At 56.6% G+C, this 14,746-nt stretch carries 9 protein-coding genes and 3 pseudogenes; 7 read left to right on the top strand and 5 right to left on the bottom strand.

Annotated features, from left to right (window positions below):
- Window positions 1–367: 367 nt before the first annotated feature.
- Window positions 368–688 carry a hypothetical protein gene (locus tag RX327_RS32670; protein ID WP_317248318.1) on the bottom strand — a complete coding sequence of 107 codons (321 nt, stop codon included), beginning with the start codon at window positions 686–688 and terminating at the stop codon, window positions 368–370.
- 1,615 nt (window positions 689–2,303) lie between these two features.
- Here RX327_RS32670 and RX327_RS32665 point away from each other — a divergent pair.
- From RX327_RS32665 to RX327_RS32650, 5 genes and pseudogenes are all read left to right on the top strand, one after another.
- Window positions 2,304–3,092: a nodulate formation efficiency C protein gene (locus tag RX327_RS32665; RefSeq protein WP_317248317.1), complete on the top strand. Its 789-nt coding sequence runs from the start codon at window positions 2,304–2,306 to the stop codon at window positions 3,090–3,092.
- A gap of 1,252 nt (window positions 3,093–4,344) precedes the next feature.
- Window positions 4,345–4,659 carry a transposase gene (locus RX327_RS39410; protein ID WP_128929707.1) on the top strand — a complete coding sequence of 105 codons (315 nt, stop codon included), beginning with the start codon at window positions 4,345–4,347 and terminating at the stop codon, window positions 4,657–4,659.
- 84 nt (window positions 4,660–4,743) lie between these two features.
- Complete coding sequence (tnpB, locus tag RX327_RS32660; RefSeq protein WP_317248316.1) at window positions 4,744–5,064, top strand: IS66 family insertion sequence element accessory protein TnpB; 321 nt, start codon at window positions 4,744–4,746, stop codon at window positions 5,062–5,064.
- Between the two features lie 646 nt (window positions 5,065–5,710).
- Window positions 5,711–6,862 carry a TlpA disulfide reductase family protein gene (locus RX327_RS32655; protein ID WP_317251373.1) on the top strand — a complete coding sequence of 384 codons (1,152 nt, stop codon included), beginning with the start codon at window positions 5,711–5,713 and terminating at the stop codon, window positions 6,860–6,862.
- A 54-nt stretch (window positions 6,863–6,916) separates the two neighbouring features.
- A pseudogene (locus RX327_RS32650) lies at window positions 6,917–7,051 on the top strand (IS5/IS1182 family transposase); the annotation flags it as partial.
- 32 nt (window positions 7,052–7,083) lie between these two features.
- On the opposite strand, the pseudogene RX327_RS39405 reads toward RX327_RS32650, so the two are convergent.
- Window positions 7,084–7,194 (bottom strand): annotated as a pseudogene (locus tag RX327_RS39405) (transposase domain-containing protein); the annotation flags it as partial.
- A gap of 114 nt (window positions 7,195–7,308) precedes the next feature.
- Window positions 7,309–7,476: a hypothetical protein gene (locus RX327_RS32640; protein ID WP_317248315.1), complete on the bottom strand. Its 168-nt coding sequence runs from the start codon at window positions 7,474–7,476 to the stop codon at window positions 7,309–7,311.
- Between the two features lie 2,515 nt (window positions 7,477–9,991).
- Here RX327_RS32640 and RX327_RS39400 point away from each other — a divergent pair.
- Window positions 9,992–10,402 (top strand): annotated as a pseudogene (locus RX327_RS39400) (outer membrane protein); the annotation flags it as partial.
- Between the two features lie 69 nt (window positions 10,403–10,471).
- Window positions 10,472–11,536 carry an omptin family outer membrane protease gene (locus RX327_RS39395; protein WP_410712213.1) on the top strand — a complete coding sequence of 355 codons (1,065 nt, stop codon included), beginning with the start codon at window positions 10,472–10,474 and terminating at the stop codon, window positions 11,534–11,536.
- A 397-nt stretch (window positions 11,537–11,933) separates the two neighbouring features.
- On the opposite strand, the gene RX327_RS32630 is transcribed toward RX327_RS39395, so the two are convergent.
- Entirely contained in the window at window positions 11,934–12,248 is a 315-nt protein-coding gene (locus RX327_RS32630; RefSeq protein WP_317248313.1) for a hypothetical protein, read from the bottom strand.
- Window positions 12,249–12,901: 653 nt separating this feature from the next.
- A complete protein-coding gene (gene dctA / locus RX327_RS32625; RefSeq protein WP_317248312.1) occupies window positions 12,902–14,215 on the bottom strand; it encodes a C4-dicarboxylate transporter DctA in 1,314 nt (437 codons plus the stop codon).
- Window positions 14,216–14,746: the final 531 nt, after the last annotated feature.

Below are 14,746 nucleotides of genomic sequence, written 5' to 3'. Positions count from 1 at the left end.
ACAAGCCTCCACTGAACTATGATGGCCCTCCACCTAGATGGAGAGGCGATTTGTTGTCACTAGAAAAGCCTCGTGTTGATGTCCGACTATCCCGGCTCCACGCATGCCGTTTTTCACTTTGCAGGCGCCGATGCGACAGCGCGTCGGCAGGTTCGTTGTTTCCACAGCCACGAATCGCTTCGCCGCTTGACGAACTGGAAGCAGATGAAGCAGCTCAGGAAGCTAATTTGCGTAGCGGCTCGCTGAATCGTCGGGGACTGGCGCGGTCTAACGATATCGCGGTCAAACTGAAAGAACGCCAGCCCGCTTCGCAGGTTGCACGTGAGTACCTCGAACAACTCCGCTGCAGCCAGGGCCCAGTTGTTGTTCAAATCTGCGGTTCGACCTTTGCGAGGGCGTTTGCGGTTTCGATCGAATAGATCAGATCTTGCGCGTTCCGCTGCGTGACGCCTTTAATCCAAGCGTGAAGAATGCCGATCTGATCGGCAGCTGAAGTTGTGGAGAAAACACTTTTGAATAGCTCCGTCAGTTGCGTCGCTTCGGATTGGATTCGTTCTTGCCAGTGCCAAAATGTCTCGAAGGATCTCTTCGAGAGCTCGGTTTGCGTTGCGAGTGCTCGCTTAGTGAGGTCCTGGAGCGCGTCAGCTGCGATGCTCGTGCTGTCGTTGGTTCCGGTTCCGCTTGTCATCACGATCTCCTTTCTAACGTTGGGTGTTCTCGACGTGCCGGCAGACCTTGTCGTCGAGATAACTTTCGATGCGGCAGTTCGGCTGACCGCAAAAATTGGATGCCTTTGCTGTTTCAGCAAGCAGCGTGCCATCGGGGATGATGCTAGAGTGAACTCAAGCGCAAGGGAAAACAGTTACTTAGCAACGTTCTCAAAAAGCTCGTGCCTCTCTAGTCGGACTGGGGACATCAAAGTATCAAACCGAACACGACAGGTTGCGATAGAAGCTGAGCGCGATGGCAGTTCCTGTGCAGAGTTGGTTACGGGGCGCCTGAAGGCAAGATCGCCAGGGTCAGATCTGCAGAAGGAAGCAGGAGCGGATAGCGCGACAGTGATGCCGGTGTCCAGCGAGGCGTTCTTCATGTCCGCACCCAATTGCCCGATGGTTCATCAGGCGATACCAGGCTCTATTTGACTAAGGCGCAAGACGTTGGGGGATCGGCAGCTTGCCGGCGAGCAGGCGCCACCAATTCCGGTAGGAGCCTCGCGGTCTGCTTTTGACCATACTAGGCTGACATCGACATGCCGAATTGGGCAACACGAGTAGCAAAATGAAAATGGTTGTTTGGAGTGCGCTTGGCGTGTTTGCGGGTAGCGTTTTTGCACTCGGTGCCTTCGTCTGGTTGGCAAAGCAATTTATGACTGAGCCAGTCAGGCGGATGCTCGCGAAATTGTTGAGCAGTTCGGTAAGGAGCTAGAACGCATCGAAGCCCATCCCACTCCGTAACGATGCAATGAGGACGCGCGGGGTTAATCATGAATAGTGAAGCGCAGGAAATGGGCGGCAGGTTTATCCGCACAATTGTGCGTGCAGGAGGTCCGAACGGTCGACCGGATAATCCGCCTGCTTTGCGCCCAAAAATCCCGTCGACATCGAAACGCTGCGCCCTGAAAACCGGCTTTGCATCGTTGCGGCCCGTCAAGCGCCGTGCACGGCCGGTGAGCGCCACCCTAAACGTCAGGAATACAGCCCGCTGTGCGGAACGCCGGCGCCTGGAAGCTTGGTCGCATGTACCAGAAGGCGCGGCCGGACTTGGACGCCAACGCCATGGCAACGCAGACTCAAGCACACTCAAATGGAGTCGATGACTGCAATCCGGGCCTTACTGTCCATGTTCGGACTCCTTTGAAAACTGCTTTCGCGCGCTATCGATGATCCCAGGTGAGGATAACGTCATCAGGCCAGTCGGCTAGTTGAAAAAATGGCACGAAAGTCGAAGAGCAGACAAAGCCGACCCAAACATGTTGCGGATTTTGGGACTTTTGCCTGGCACAGACAATGCAAGCCATCGACATACGCAGGGCGCCCTTCCTTGGGCAGGTGACCATCGCAAGTGCAGGCGGTGGCTAGCCGCCAGTGGTAGCGGCGCGCGACAAAGACGCGGGACAGGGCTGGCTTCCGACCATCAGCGGCAGCCTGGGTCACCTCGCCGCTACCTTTTAATGCTCGCGAATAGCGTTCGACGGGCGGTCCGCCTCCGGAGCGACGCGTCGATTGAGATCAGATAGGCCCGTGATGCAGAAAATGGCTAAAAGACACGTACTATGGTCATATCTCGGCCTATTGCTAATATGCTTGGCTGATCTGGTCACCATGAGCAGCAGTGTTCGCGCTCTCGACAATTCCTTTGTACACAAAGTCAAATCAACCTGGCGAGCGCAAGATGGCGAGAGTGTCGAACAGATTGTCGCTAACGTGTCGAAGGTGGCACATTTTGTCCCCCGAATGTGGGGAACCACTGCGGGAGCTGATGGAACCGAACGTGTTTTCTTTTCCTGGACCAGACACCGGGACAATAGATCACACGAAGAATACGTCATCACCTGGAAGATCGCGCCCGACGGGGTGATTAAGATCGATTCACTCTATGCAAAGCCGATAGAGCTGGGCTGGCGGGCTTTCGCGCTCTTCTTGATCGCCTCTGAAATCAGAGACGGCGAAAAGGACGTGAATCTTCGTTTCCTGCGTGATCCGTCCAATTTCAACTTCGTGACGATCACGCAAGGCAAGTTGGGCGATCTCTTGCGGCGCGGCCGATGTACCGTTGTTGAGCCGGTTGACGTGGACTACTTGCCGAAGGTGAGTGAGGAGCAGACTACAAAAGGTGATCTGTGGCGCGTCCTGCTTTTGGTGAACTGCAATATTTCAGGGCCCCACATTTTTACCCGTAATGGGGTCGTCGCGTTCGAGAAGCGCGAGGGACAGGGTTGGGAGCCGCAATCCGTCTTTGCCAGGCGTATCGCGTCACGTCCCCTGGGCTCCTGGTTCGATGACATCGAACCGAACGAACGGGATGCGCAGGGGAGGGCGCGAAAGGCCTTGGCAAATGAACGCAGAGAACGACTTCGCAGCGCGGCTCCTTGACACGAGGCGACTTGCAGAAATAGCACGCACATGCGGCCTGAAGGCTGACGTATCATACTACGTTAATGAAGCGCTTAAGGAGCTTTGGCGAACCAGGTCTCCAGAAGAGGCAAGAAGGATTGCCAAGCGCTGGGTCTTATGGGACGCGGATGCAAGGCCGTGGCCACGCATGCCTCCGTTAGACAATGTGATTCAATTCCATCGCGCCGGATCGACACAGAAATTGATTGCGAATCAGCCAAAGACACCGTTGCAAGTCATTCGGAATTGGTTCGAAAAGCAGGATGAGGAGATACGACGCGAAATTGCTGGTATGGCGACGCTTTTGCTTTTCGGAGGTGGTAGACTTCTCGACTGTGGCAGCGAAGAGTGGTGTGAGCATCTCCGGCGGTGGCTCAACGAAGCAGGATTGCCAAATCATACGGTGATCGGCCGCGCTTTGACGTTCCGGACCTGTTTTGAATATTTCGCCGAGAGCAGGTTTAGCGAGTTGGCATGGAATAGATCCGAAAAGGCGGCTCTTGAAATCCTCCTAGATGCTGAGCGAGACCCGAACTGCGATACTGCGCGCCTCGCACCAATCGCCCAAAAAATGCTTGATACATTGCCCACTCGAAGAAGCCGATGGATTGAACTCCGAAAGTCTTGGAGAGAACTGGTCCGCGCCCACCTCACAGCCGGAGCGCTCAGGGTTTGGAGCGCCACCGACAAGAATCATGGGCCTTAGTCCAGGCGAGAAGGGTGGCGGTAGAGAGCCGCAGGGATTGGCCAAACTGGTGAGCGGTTTCAGCAAGTGGTGGAAAGAGGCAGCGTTTCGCCAAGCCGCAGTCGCACTTGCCCCTGGCGGCTCGACTCCCACATTATCCCGGGAAGGCATTGCCGTACTTGGTGAATGCTCTTAGCAAGTAGCCGCAGGTCGCTTGCGAAGCCCAATCGCGATTGCGAGCAATGTCATTCGTCGTCCCTAAGTTTGCACGACAGGGCCTAACAAAATTGGTGAATAGCTTTAGCAAGTGGCCTGAAAAGGTTGAGTTCTGAAAAGCCTCCGTCGCGATTGCGAGCGATCTCGTTCACCATGACGCGTTCGCTAGGGCCGATTGACAGTGAAGATTCCCAAGTGGTTTGATAACTGATTCATAGAGTTCCGTGATTCGACACACGGAGCAGATGGTGGGTATTCCTCCGTTGAGGGCCGTCTTGTTTGACGGAGGCGAACGCTGCAGGTCCTAGGGGTAATCCTAGGAGAAGCGCTATGACGATTTCGAGGGCGGAGGTGATCACATCGGTCGAGCGGCGGCGCCGGTGGTCGCGGGATGAGAAGGAACGGCTAGTTGCAGCATCGCTCGAGCCCGGAGCCAATGTTTCCGAGGTGGCTCGCACGGCCGGCCTTCATGTGAGCCAGCTGTTCCGGTGGCGCAAAGAGCTTTGTAAGCACGGTGAAGCGAGTATAGCGGCCGTTCGTGCCGGTCGAGAGTCGGCCGTCTGTGCCGCCGCGGGAGGTTGCCGAAGCCCCTTTGGCGACGACATCGGGGCGTCGACGGAAGAGCCAAGGCATCATCGAGATTGATCTTGGTACCGGACCCCGCATCCGGATCGATGGCGAGGTTGATGGAGACGCGCTGCGTCGTGTTCTCGATGCTTTGGTGCGCCGATGATTCCGGTTCCGGCGGGTGTGCGAGTGTGGCTGGCGACAGGCTACACGGATATGCGCAGAGGCTTTCCGTCGTTGGCGCTCCAAGTGCAGGAGGTGCTGCGCAAAGACCCGCTCAGCGGTCATCTGTTCGTCTTCCGCGGTCGCCGCAGCGATCTTGTGAAAGTGATCTGGCACGATGGCCAGGGAGCATGCCTGTTCACTAAGAGACTTGAGAGAGGAAGGTTCGTCTGGCCATCGGTTGCGGGCGAAGCGGTGACGATCTCATCGGCTCAGATGAGCTACCTGTTGTCCGGGATCGTGAGTGCTTCCCATAGCTAGGACGGTTGGTCTCAAGTTGCAATCATTGGAGGAGGGGACCGGCATCATGCTAAGGCTGATCTTCTCGTGTCATCCATGTCAGGTTCAAGGCGGCCAATGAAACGTGACAAGGCGGCCCACCATTTTCAGAAGGTACGCGGATTTCACTCTCCTGAACCAAGACGGCATCAGATTCGAGAGTGGCACGCGGATTGCTGGTATGAGCAACAAAGAGTCGCGCGGCCAAAACGGTGCGACGAGTCCGCCCCAGGAGGTGCACGATGAGACGCCTGATTAATCCTGATCAACGCAACTCTTATGCCGCTTATACTCGGAAATGCGGGAGCGGCGAACAACAATGTGGCCGTGACCACGCCCCGCACCGAGCCGGCGAAGATTGCAGCGGTAAAGCTGTTAGCGTCGACGCTTCCGGTAAGACGGTGTTTAACTTTACGGCGGAACGTTCTTCTGAATCGATCCAAAGGAGGAATTGGCGGTCATTTTCATGGCGCAGATCCCCCAAGGATCTACTCGCACCTACTACTGCTGCATGATCAAGGCGCTGGTCGCGCAGGCACTGATCCCGAAACAGCGTTGTCGCCTTCGTCGAGAGCAGAACGAGTTTGATAGTGTCGGGCAACCTTTAGCAATAGCTTTGGAGAGCAACATGGTACTGCGCATGGAATCCCCGGCTCCTCCTATTAAAGTGCAGAGTTGGCTGCGTGGCCAACACCTGAAGAATTTTCAGCCCGGGAAAATGTACATCGTCGAATTTTGGGCGACTTGGTGCGGGCCATGTGTGGAGGCGATGCCCCATCTGGTGCAGCTGCAAGAGCAATACAGAGACAGGGGGCTTGAGGTTATCGGAGTCGCAGCTAGCGAAAGCGCACCAACGGCGGACGAGGCCAGAACCAAGTTGGAGGCGTGGTTGACCGAAACGTCTCCGAAACTGAACTATCGGATTGCGTTCGACTTCACAGGCGAGATGAACAAGCTCTGGATGGAGCCCAGTTTTTCTGTCGGAATTCCCACCTCCTTCGTGGTCGACCGTGACGGCCAGATCGCCTTTATCGGACACCCGACGCGACTCGATGACGTTTTGCCGAAAGTTCTCGACGGCATCTGGCGAACTAGTGATGAAGCCAAAGCTGCCGATACGAACCGGATCGACGAAGAGCAACGTATTGCCCGCGAAATAGCGGTGATCAAGCCAATCTACGCCAAACTTCAGCCGGCAATGAAGGCGAAGGATTGGAAAGCCGCGTTCTCGGCCGTTGAAGAGGGCCTTGGCTTGATGCCCAATCGACTCGAATTCCGCAGGCTTCATGTCCATCTATTGCTTCACAAAATGCGCGACATTCGGACGGGCCTGCCGGCCCTGGGTCAATTGATTCGCGACGCGATCGACCAAAGATCCCAGGAGTGGATGACTATAGCTATAAGCGAACTCTTCGATCCGGCGATTGACACATCCCATCTCCCGCGAGCCGAGCGCTTTGCGATGGGTAGGGATCTCTCCGAACACATCCTGGCGCTAAATTTCCCGCAAGATGGCTACTACAAGTTCCAGGCATATGAGGCAGTCGCTGAGTACTATTACGAGAGCGGCAACAAGGAACGGGCGATCGAGTTGATCGAACTGGCACTGACATCGGTGGAGGATCCGAAGCCTATGCAGAACGACAGGAAACAGCTCTACGCACCTCGGTTGCTCCAGGCCCTAGCCAACTACAAGGGTGAAAAGGCTTGTTACGGAGAGCGTTGTTCGGCTCCGCAAGCAAAAGCAAGCAGAGAGCCTGACCGAAAGATAAGTGAGTGATTTCGATCCGGCTGTGATTCATTCGGATTTGCAAAGATTTCGAGGGAAGGCACGATGCCGTGGACCAAAATCACTCGGGTTAAGTATCCGCGCAACGGACTGCGCTACGCAACCGATCTGACCGATGCGGAATGGGCGCTGATTGGTACGCATCCGGTCAGCACCCCGGACAGGCGCGCCGGCCAGCCGTAGCGCTCAGGCGGCAGCGACCTTGGACTGTCCTTCCAATTCCACGGGAGTAGGTCGGCGACACTGTTGATGGGGTGATCTGGAAGCCTGGCCAGCACGTCAGCGAGCCAGGCTTGCGGATCAACGTTGTTCAGCTTGCAGGTTTATGCCGATTGCCGAACTATGCCGGATGGTTTTGGGAAGAACCCGTCATTTGCGCGCACTTGCAGCTGATCGAGCAGTCGTGGTCCCGGTCCCATTCGGCATAGTCTGGTCGTTCAGAGCGCCTCCAGAAAGGCGAGCAGGCGGTCGTTCGGCTGGAAGCGGGTTAGCTTGCCGCGCTCGTACGGCTTGAGCTTCGCCAGGGCAGCTTCCTTGAGGGCGAGGTGGGCGTGCAGGTACGTCTGCGTCGTCTCGATCAACTCGCGGGGCAGGATTGCGGACAATCGGTTTTGCGGATGCGCGGCATTTTGAGCGCGTCCGTGTCATTCGTCAGCGCCGCAGCCGATTTGCGCGCCGTGCGGCCGGCGATCAGACAGGCTTGTTGCTTAGCGACGGCAGGCTCGCAACATCTGAAATGGAACGGTTTGGATACTCTGGCTGTGGAACAGTCGGCTGGCGCCGTGGCTCACCAGGGCCTCACGTTGGATCTTCGGTCTAAACGGCGCTGCAATTTTCCCGGGCGGGTAGCGTAAGCCGCGCTATGATCGATCCGTTAGTGTTCAGCGCTCCAGCGCTTCCGAGCGTGAGCAGCATCAGAGCTGCAACGATCAGAATCAACTGGGCTAGTCTTAGCTTCATCGGGAACCCCAAACGAGAACTATCGCACCGCTTTCCTTGTGGCGGCTCTTAGCTCCTCATCCCAGCAATTTGCGTGCCGCTGGAGGAATGTGCGCGTGTTGCTTGATCGTGGTGAAGTGTGTACGTCCCGCCCAGCGCAGTGTCCCGCAATGGCCGGTATCCGTCTGGAGTCCGATGTTGGTATCTTCAATCGGACACGGACAGCCGACGCGAGGCGGGTTCGATGGCGACCCCTTTTGGAGGCATCTGCATCGATGCGAGGACCGGTTCGACGGGCTAATGCCACCGTCAACGAACCTCAACGCGGACGAGGTCGTCCACCTCCTCTTTGGATCGCTAGAAGTGACCAGCTGGCCTCGATCGCTGTTGAGATTGGCACGGATCATCGGTCGGATAATGGCGCCGGATAACTGACGATCAGCCAGTTGCAGCCAAGGGAGGAGACGGTCACGATTTTTAAGTCTCTCCGTACCGTCGGTTTGAACGGTGACGCGGAACCGGACGCCCTCGCCAGTGAGCAGACCGACGTCGCCGACCGTGGGCCGCCCAAGTGCTTCGAGGCTACGAGGAAAGAATATCGTCGCGACGGCACGCAATAAGGCTTGAAGCGCACGTAGCGTCAGGTTGTATGAGATAAGGCTGGCGGCTGTCTTCTCTCGAAGCCTCACATCGGGCAGTAAAGAATTCGAATGTCACCTGGAAAGCGTAATTGGCAAGGTCCTTGGTTGTGAATAGTCCAGCATGCAAAGCGGTATTGATCGGCATAGCTGGTGCGGGTCAAGCTGCGCCGAAGCGGGGCGCGCAATGCGAGATCAGAGCGGAACGTCTTAGCGTTGACACTGCTGGATTGGAGAGCGGACGCCGGCGCGAAGTGCGGTCTTCGATGTCCCGCGCGCCGCTCTTCCGCAGATAGTCGAATTTGGCATGACAGCACGTGTCATAGACGCCCAGTGCCGACTGGGTGCACGTCTTACTCTCTTTCAAACGGTTATGGCATCATCGCGCGGTGGATTTGCTTGACGCGGGATTAGCCGGGATCGCGGCCCAGAATCGATCCTCTTCTCGGAATGTCGTTTGTCCAAATCCCACCGCGGCAAAGATGGTTAGGGTCTGCCGCGAGCCAATCGGGTCATCGTGTGATGGCCGGATTATCAACAGGCCCCAGCGGCGCTCACAGGCTGATCGTGCGCTCAGACCAGCCGCAAGAGCTTCGTATGCCAGTTTCGTGCCCGCTGCTCGGCCGCAAATCAAGTTGAGTTTGGCTGCGAATATGGGGGGCGTGAACGACCCGAGAGCGTTGCTCTGATCGGGGAAGATAAGAGAGCGCGTCTCTGCCGCCTATGCTGGAAAAGCTTTGCTTGTTCTCTGCTTGACCGGCCATGTTGCTCATTTCGCAAGGCGATAGAAGGACATCTAGCTTAAGAGAAATGTGGTGAACCAAAAGCGACGCACTTATTGGATCTGCATGGCATATCGCCTTGTAGCGGCCCTCGCTGTTCTAGCGACAATTACTGTTCATACAAAACACGCTCGAGCGCGAGATCTGAGGCCGAATGCGACATTGACGTCTTGCAGGCCGGACTTGATGCGCTTCTGCGGCCACTTTACGGGGCGTGATGACCCAGACGCCGCTATGTTTTGTCTCAGAGAGAACTTTAATACTTTGCGTGACGAATGTCGTCGCGTGGTTCCAGGCGCGGTGGAGAGAAGGGCAGGTTTGCGACGAGCTGGCATCAACAAACGGCAGCGTCCGAACGTCTTCGCTCGGAAAAGAGCGTCCGAGCTACAAGATCGCAACAGTATCGCGACAAGGCGTCGAACTGGTGCGAATCAGGCTGTCATTGCACCGAGGAAATCGAAGCAAGCAGTAGGGAGGAAAGAGGCCTCGCCCCACCAAGATTGGTAGCTGGTCCACCGAAGGGCACGTGACTACGAGCGTAGCTAATTGTCATCCGGCCATCGACAGATGGCGCACGTCGCGACAGTGGAGCTACGATGCGATCTGGAGTACGTTGTTGGGCGGCCGTCACAGTTGCGATCCTTGGAGGCGGTGCAGCCAACACCGCGGACCTTGAGCCAACAGTAAAGCTGCCATCGGCGCTGTGGAGCTGGTCCGGAGGATATGTTGGCGCGCATGTCGGCGGTGGTTACGGCCGCACGTCCTTCAGTAATCCTTATGGTCCCTCAATCTATGGCGACGTCGTCGATACCCCTGCCTTCCTGGCAGGTGGCCAAATCGGCTACAATTGGCAGAACAATAGCTGGGTTTTTGGTGTCGAGCTGGACGCTAGCCGGGCTATTTCCGACGGCACAAACAGCTGCCTCGCAGCCTCCGGCATTGTTGTGAGTGCAAACTGCAAGGCAAGCCCGGCCGTCTTTGTCGCCGGGACCGGCCGTGTCGGTTACGCGTTTGGCCCGCAGGGTCGCACCGTGGCTTACCTCAAGGGAGGCGTGGCTTGGCAGAACAATCGTGGGGACGTCGTCAACAACAATGAATATTTTGGCTTCATGTCCCAGGAGACAACCCACTTCGACTATGGTCGTGTCGGAGGCATCGTCGGCCTCGGCGTCGAGCAGGCGCTAACGCCGGCATGGTCCGTCAAATTCGAGTATGACTATTTGCAATTTGGCGGGCCGAGCGTGGCGACAGCTCCGACCGTGCAGTTTCCACCGCTTGCAATTCTTCCAGCGAACACAACCAGCCTGTCCGGCAGCTATCAGATCGGAAAGCTCGCTCTCAACTACCATTTTGGCGCCGACCCTCGGGCGACGCAATGGTTCGATCCGCCGCTGTACGCAAAAGCAACCGACACCGTACGGCCAATTGCCTACACGGCTGGTTGGTCGTTCGAGGGCGGCTCACGGCTGTGGCTCAGTCGGGGACGATTCCAATGGGACAACAGCGCTGTGCCATCAATCCCCGGAGATCCCAGCATCCTTGAATCGAGGCTCACTTATCACGAACTGGACGGGCTTTCCGGGGAATTATTTGGCCGTCTTGACAGCCCGTGGGGGATATTTTTGAAGGGTTATGTTGGCACCGGGCGTTTCAACAGCGGAAAGATGAACGACGAAGACTGGGGGATCGAAGACAGACTATCCTATATCGACACGATATCAGGTCAGGCGAACGGAAGGTTCACATACTACACGGCTGACGCTGGCTATGATCTCCTGCGCGGCACCAATTACAAGGTCAGTGGATTCATCGGCTGGACATATTACGGCCAGAACTCGGACACGCCAGGCTGCGTGCAGCTCGCCAATTCCTCATCTCCATGTTTGGCGCCCGGCGACCACCGGATCGTCGGCAACCAGGATACCCATTGGAATGCTCCGCGCATCGGCCTGAGCGGAGAGACCATGTTCGCGGAGCGCTGGCGCGTCAGTGCCGACGTCGCGTACCTGCCCTGGACCGATTTCAGTGGTCGTGACAACCATCTCTTGCGCCCGACGACCACCTTCTTTGATCAACGCGGCAATGGTGGCGGGGGAGTGCAGATTCAAGGCGTGTTCTCTTACTTCCTCACTAACAACTTCAGCATGGGCATCGGCGGCCGCTATTGGGCTATGTGGACCAAAAAGGACAGCGATTTCATGTGCAGCGGCTGCGGTGGCCCGGGCACGATCGCTGGACCTGAATTTGCGAAGTACAGCATGGAGCGTTGGGGCATATTCTTCCAAGTCGCTTATAAGCTCGACTGAAGAACTCCGATCGTTGGCAAGTCCAAAGTTCCGATAGCGATGAGACGACTGCGAAAGGCGGGAGCCATTAGGTCGCAGGCCGGAATGAAACTGCAGACGTGTTCGGTTACGAAGATCAAAGCTTGCATCGATGCGACGACGTGAAAGCCAAGCGTCACCGAAACGCTGCAGTTTGGTGCAAGGAGATCTGCAAGTCGGATCGGTTCCTTTGTTCCTTCAAACTGAGACATGCCGGACGGGTAACGCTAGGGGACCGTCTTCAGGACCGCTCGAGACGATTGGTGAACCCACATTTCGAGCCATGATTCGGAACGTGCAACCTCCAGTAACAGGCTATGGCTAGAAAGCATCCAAACATTCATCACGCGGTTTGGCGGCACCGGCCTCGAACTTTATTTCAGAGCCGGAAAGTCAAAGGAAATGTTGTCGCCAACAGCCGCTCGAAGGCAGAATGTTGTTCAAGCAGGCGCCTCTCAATGAGCTTTCGATCCGCATTCGGCAATTCTGTCTGAAGCAGCTTACGGAAATGCCAAATGTGGTTGCGTACCGATCTGATTTCACTGAGCTTGTCATCAACCGAGCTCATCGCGCAGCTTCCATCCGCATTGTCGGCCAGCTCGTCGGGGAATTCCTGCGCCCTCCTAAGGTTGGGTACAGACCACATAGCAGCAAAGGCCTTGACGCGGCGGGTGGGTCGCAGCGGAAGCCGCAAGTCCTGGGGAGTTCTTTAGCAAGTCACTCGTGGGATGATAAGGGGGGCCGATGTTTTGACGCTTCAGTGCCTCGCGAACTTGCGAGTTTTGATTGGAGACGTCATGTTCCGTGAGTGGCGGAAATCACTGTATGCAGGCTTGAAGAAGTCTGTGGCTGCGAGCGGGATGCAATCTCTATCGATTGCGAAACAAGAAAGGATACTATCGTGCAGGCATTCGCGGTTATTGTCTTGCCGGTACCCGGATGAGATGAGCGCGTTTTGAATGGATCAGTTCTAAACCGCAAGATAGCCTATCCGGCATGCTCCAGGCGTGAGTGTCGAGGCGATGGATCATCGTCGCGCCGTAGGATTTGAGTTTTCACCACGTGGACTTGATATTGAAGCCGATGACCTGACGGATCTCCCGGACTGACGTTGCATTGCTTTTAGGTGCGTGGCGTTCGAGCTTACTGCAAGATCAAGGAATGGTGTTCTCACGGAGCCATCGCCATCCGAAGGAGCTCCGCTGCTGCGACCGTCTGAGCGCTACTGTCAGCACATGATCGATCAACGCATTCAGCCGACGGCGATATCGTTGATGGCAAATCGAACGCTCATGCGCGACGCCATATTCCTTCGCCGGCCGCTGAAACACTGCCACTTACCCCGTCCTATTCGGATGTCCCGACATTGGTGGGCCGGTCTTCCTGGTTGAGGCGCTTGCGCACGCTCGCCTGGTCGAGCTCGCCTTCCCACCAAGACACAAACATAGCGGCGACACCATTCCCCGTGACGTTTGTCAGCGCACGCACCTCACTCATAAACTTATCGATCGAGAAGACGATCGCGATGCCTGGTACCAACGCAGGACTGACAACCGTCAGGGTCGCTGCGAGCGTGACGAAACCGGCGCCAGTGACACCGCTTGCGCCTTTAGACGTGAGCATCGCTACAACGATGATTGTGAATTGCTGACCTAAGGTCAGTTCAATGTCGAGCGCCTGCGCGATGAACAATGTCGCCAACGTCATGTAAATGTTGGTACCGTCGAGATTGAATGAGTATCCAGTCGGCACCACGAGGCCTACCAGCGGCTTCGAGCAGCCCAACCGTTCCAGCTTTTTCATCAGCTGCGGCAGCGCGCTTTCCGAAGACGAGGTACCCAGCACGATCAGGAGCTCATCCTTGATGTAGGCAATGAACTTGAAGATGGAAAAGCCGATCAATCGCGCAATCAGGCCGAGCACAAGCACAACGAAGAGCGCAGCCGTGGCATAGAACAGGATGATCAGTCCGACCAGATTGCCGAGCGCAGCTGGTCCGAACTTCCCGATCGTGTAGGCCATGGCGCCAAAGGCGCCTATCGGCGCCGCCTTCATCACGATGGCAATGACGCCAAATACTGCGTGTGCGGCATCGTCAATGATGCCACGCAACCGCTCACCCTTTTCGCCCAGGGCCATCAGTGAAAAGCCGAGCAGAATAGCAAACAGCAGGACTTGCAGGACGTCGCCCCGCGCCAGCGCGCCGACCACGCTGTCCGGAATGATGTTGAGGACGAAATCGACCCCCTTCTGCGCTTCTGATTTGTTGACCAGGCCAGCCACAGCTGCGGCATCGGGCTTGACCGCGAGCCCATGACCGATTGGGAACAGATTGCCTATGACCAGACCGAGTAACAAAGCGAAAGTGGAAACAACCTCGAAATAGACCAGCGCCTTAATGCCGACCCGACCGACCTTTCCGGCATCTTGAATGTGCGAAATACCGGATACGACGGTGCAAAAGATGATCGGCGCGACCAGCATTTTGATCAGCTTGATGAAGCCATCACCGAGGGCCTTTATCCAGTCATTTGTCGCAACAGAGGGCCACAAGTAGCCGACCATGACGCCAATCAGGATTGCGATAAGCACCTGGACGTAGGGGATTTTATACCAGGAGCGCGAGGGCGCTGCCGGCGGAACGGCTGCGATGATTACCATGATCGTTCTTTCCCAAGCGAACAAGGACACGCGCCGCAGCCCCACGCGGTAGGTCGTCCCCTATCGGTGAGCTTACGCGAAGCTTGCCTTTTCAGTCCGGCAAATGCTGTTCGTGGTCTTATGAGACCGAGCGAGCCGGGAGTGCCGGGTCGCATCTTACCCGGCCAAGTTGCGATTGGCGTTCCGAGCAGTCGTTTTACAAAGTCAAACAAAGCTCGAATGCGACGCCGGTGGTGCCGGCATAAAGTCAGAAGGTAGCCACGGCGGCCAGGATTTCGGAGTACGATGCGGAGCAAGCTATAGGGCAGGACGCGAGTGATTTCCGGATCGTTGCACTTGACCGCCGCTATTTCTTCGCCGTCAAAAGTCGCGACGGCGCGAGCGACAGATCTTACACAAAGCTGGCCGGATTTTGCGGCTTTCGCTCGATAGTTCACCCCCCTCCGGGTCTGTCCGTAGAGGACGATTGGAAGGCGTTTGACATTTCGATTGTGGACCGCATCGAGGTTGTACGCCGATGCCACAACGTGC

Origin of the sequence: Bradyrhizobium sp. BEA-2-5 (assembly GCF_032918025.1) — a bacterium.
Classification (GTDB): domain Bacteria; phylum Pseudomonadota; class Alphaproteobacteria; order Rhizobiales; family Xanthobacteraceae; genus Bradyrhizobium; species Bradyrhizobium pachyrhizi.
This window is presented reverse-complemented; position numbering and strand designations above follow the sequence as displayed.

Coding starts and splice junctions, on each gene's coding strand:
- RX327_RS32670 (WP_317248318.1), bottom strand. CDS start 688: ATGACAAGCGGAACCGGAACCAACGACAGCACGAGCATCGCAGCTGAC.
- RX327_RS39410 (WP_128929707.1), top strand. CDS start 4,345: ATGACGATTTCGAGGGCGGAGGTGATCACATCGGTCGAGCGGCGGCGC.
- tnpB (WP_317248316.1), top strand. CDS start 4,744: ATGATTCCGGTTCCGGCGGGTGTGCGAGTGTGGCTGGCGACAGGCTAC.
- RX327_RS32655 (WP_317251373.1), top strand. CDS start 5,711: ATGGTACTGCGCATGGAATCCCCGGCTCCTCCTATTAAAGTGCAGAGT.
- dctA (WP_317248312.1), bottom strand. CDS start 14,215: ATGGTAATCATCGCAGCCGTTCCGCCGGCAGCGCCCTCGCGCTCCTGG.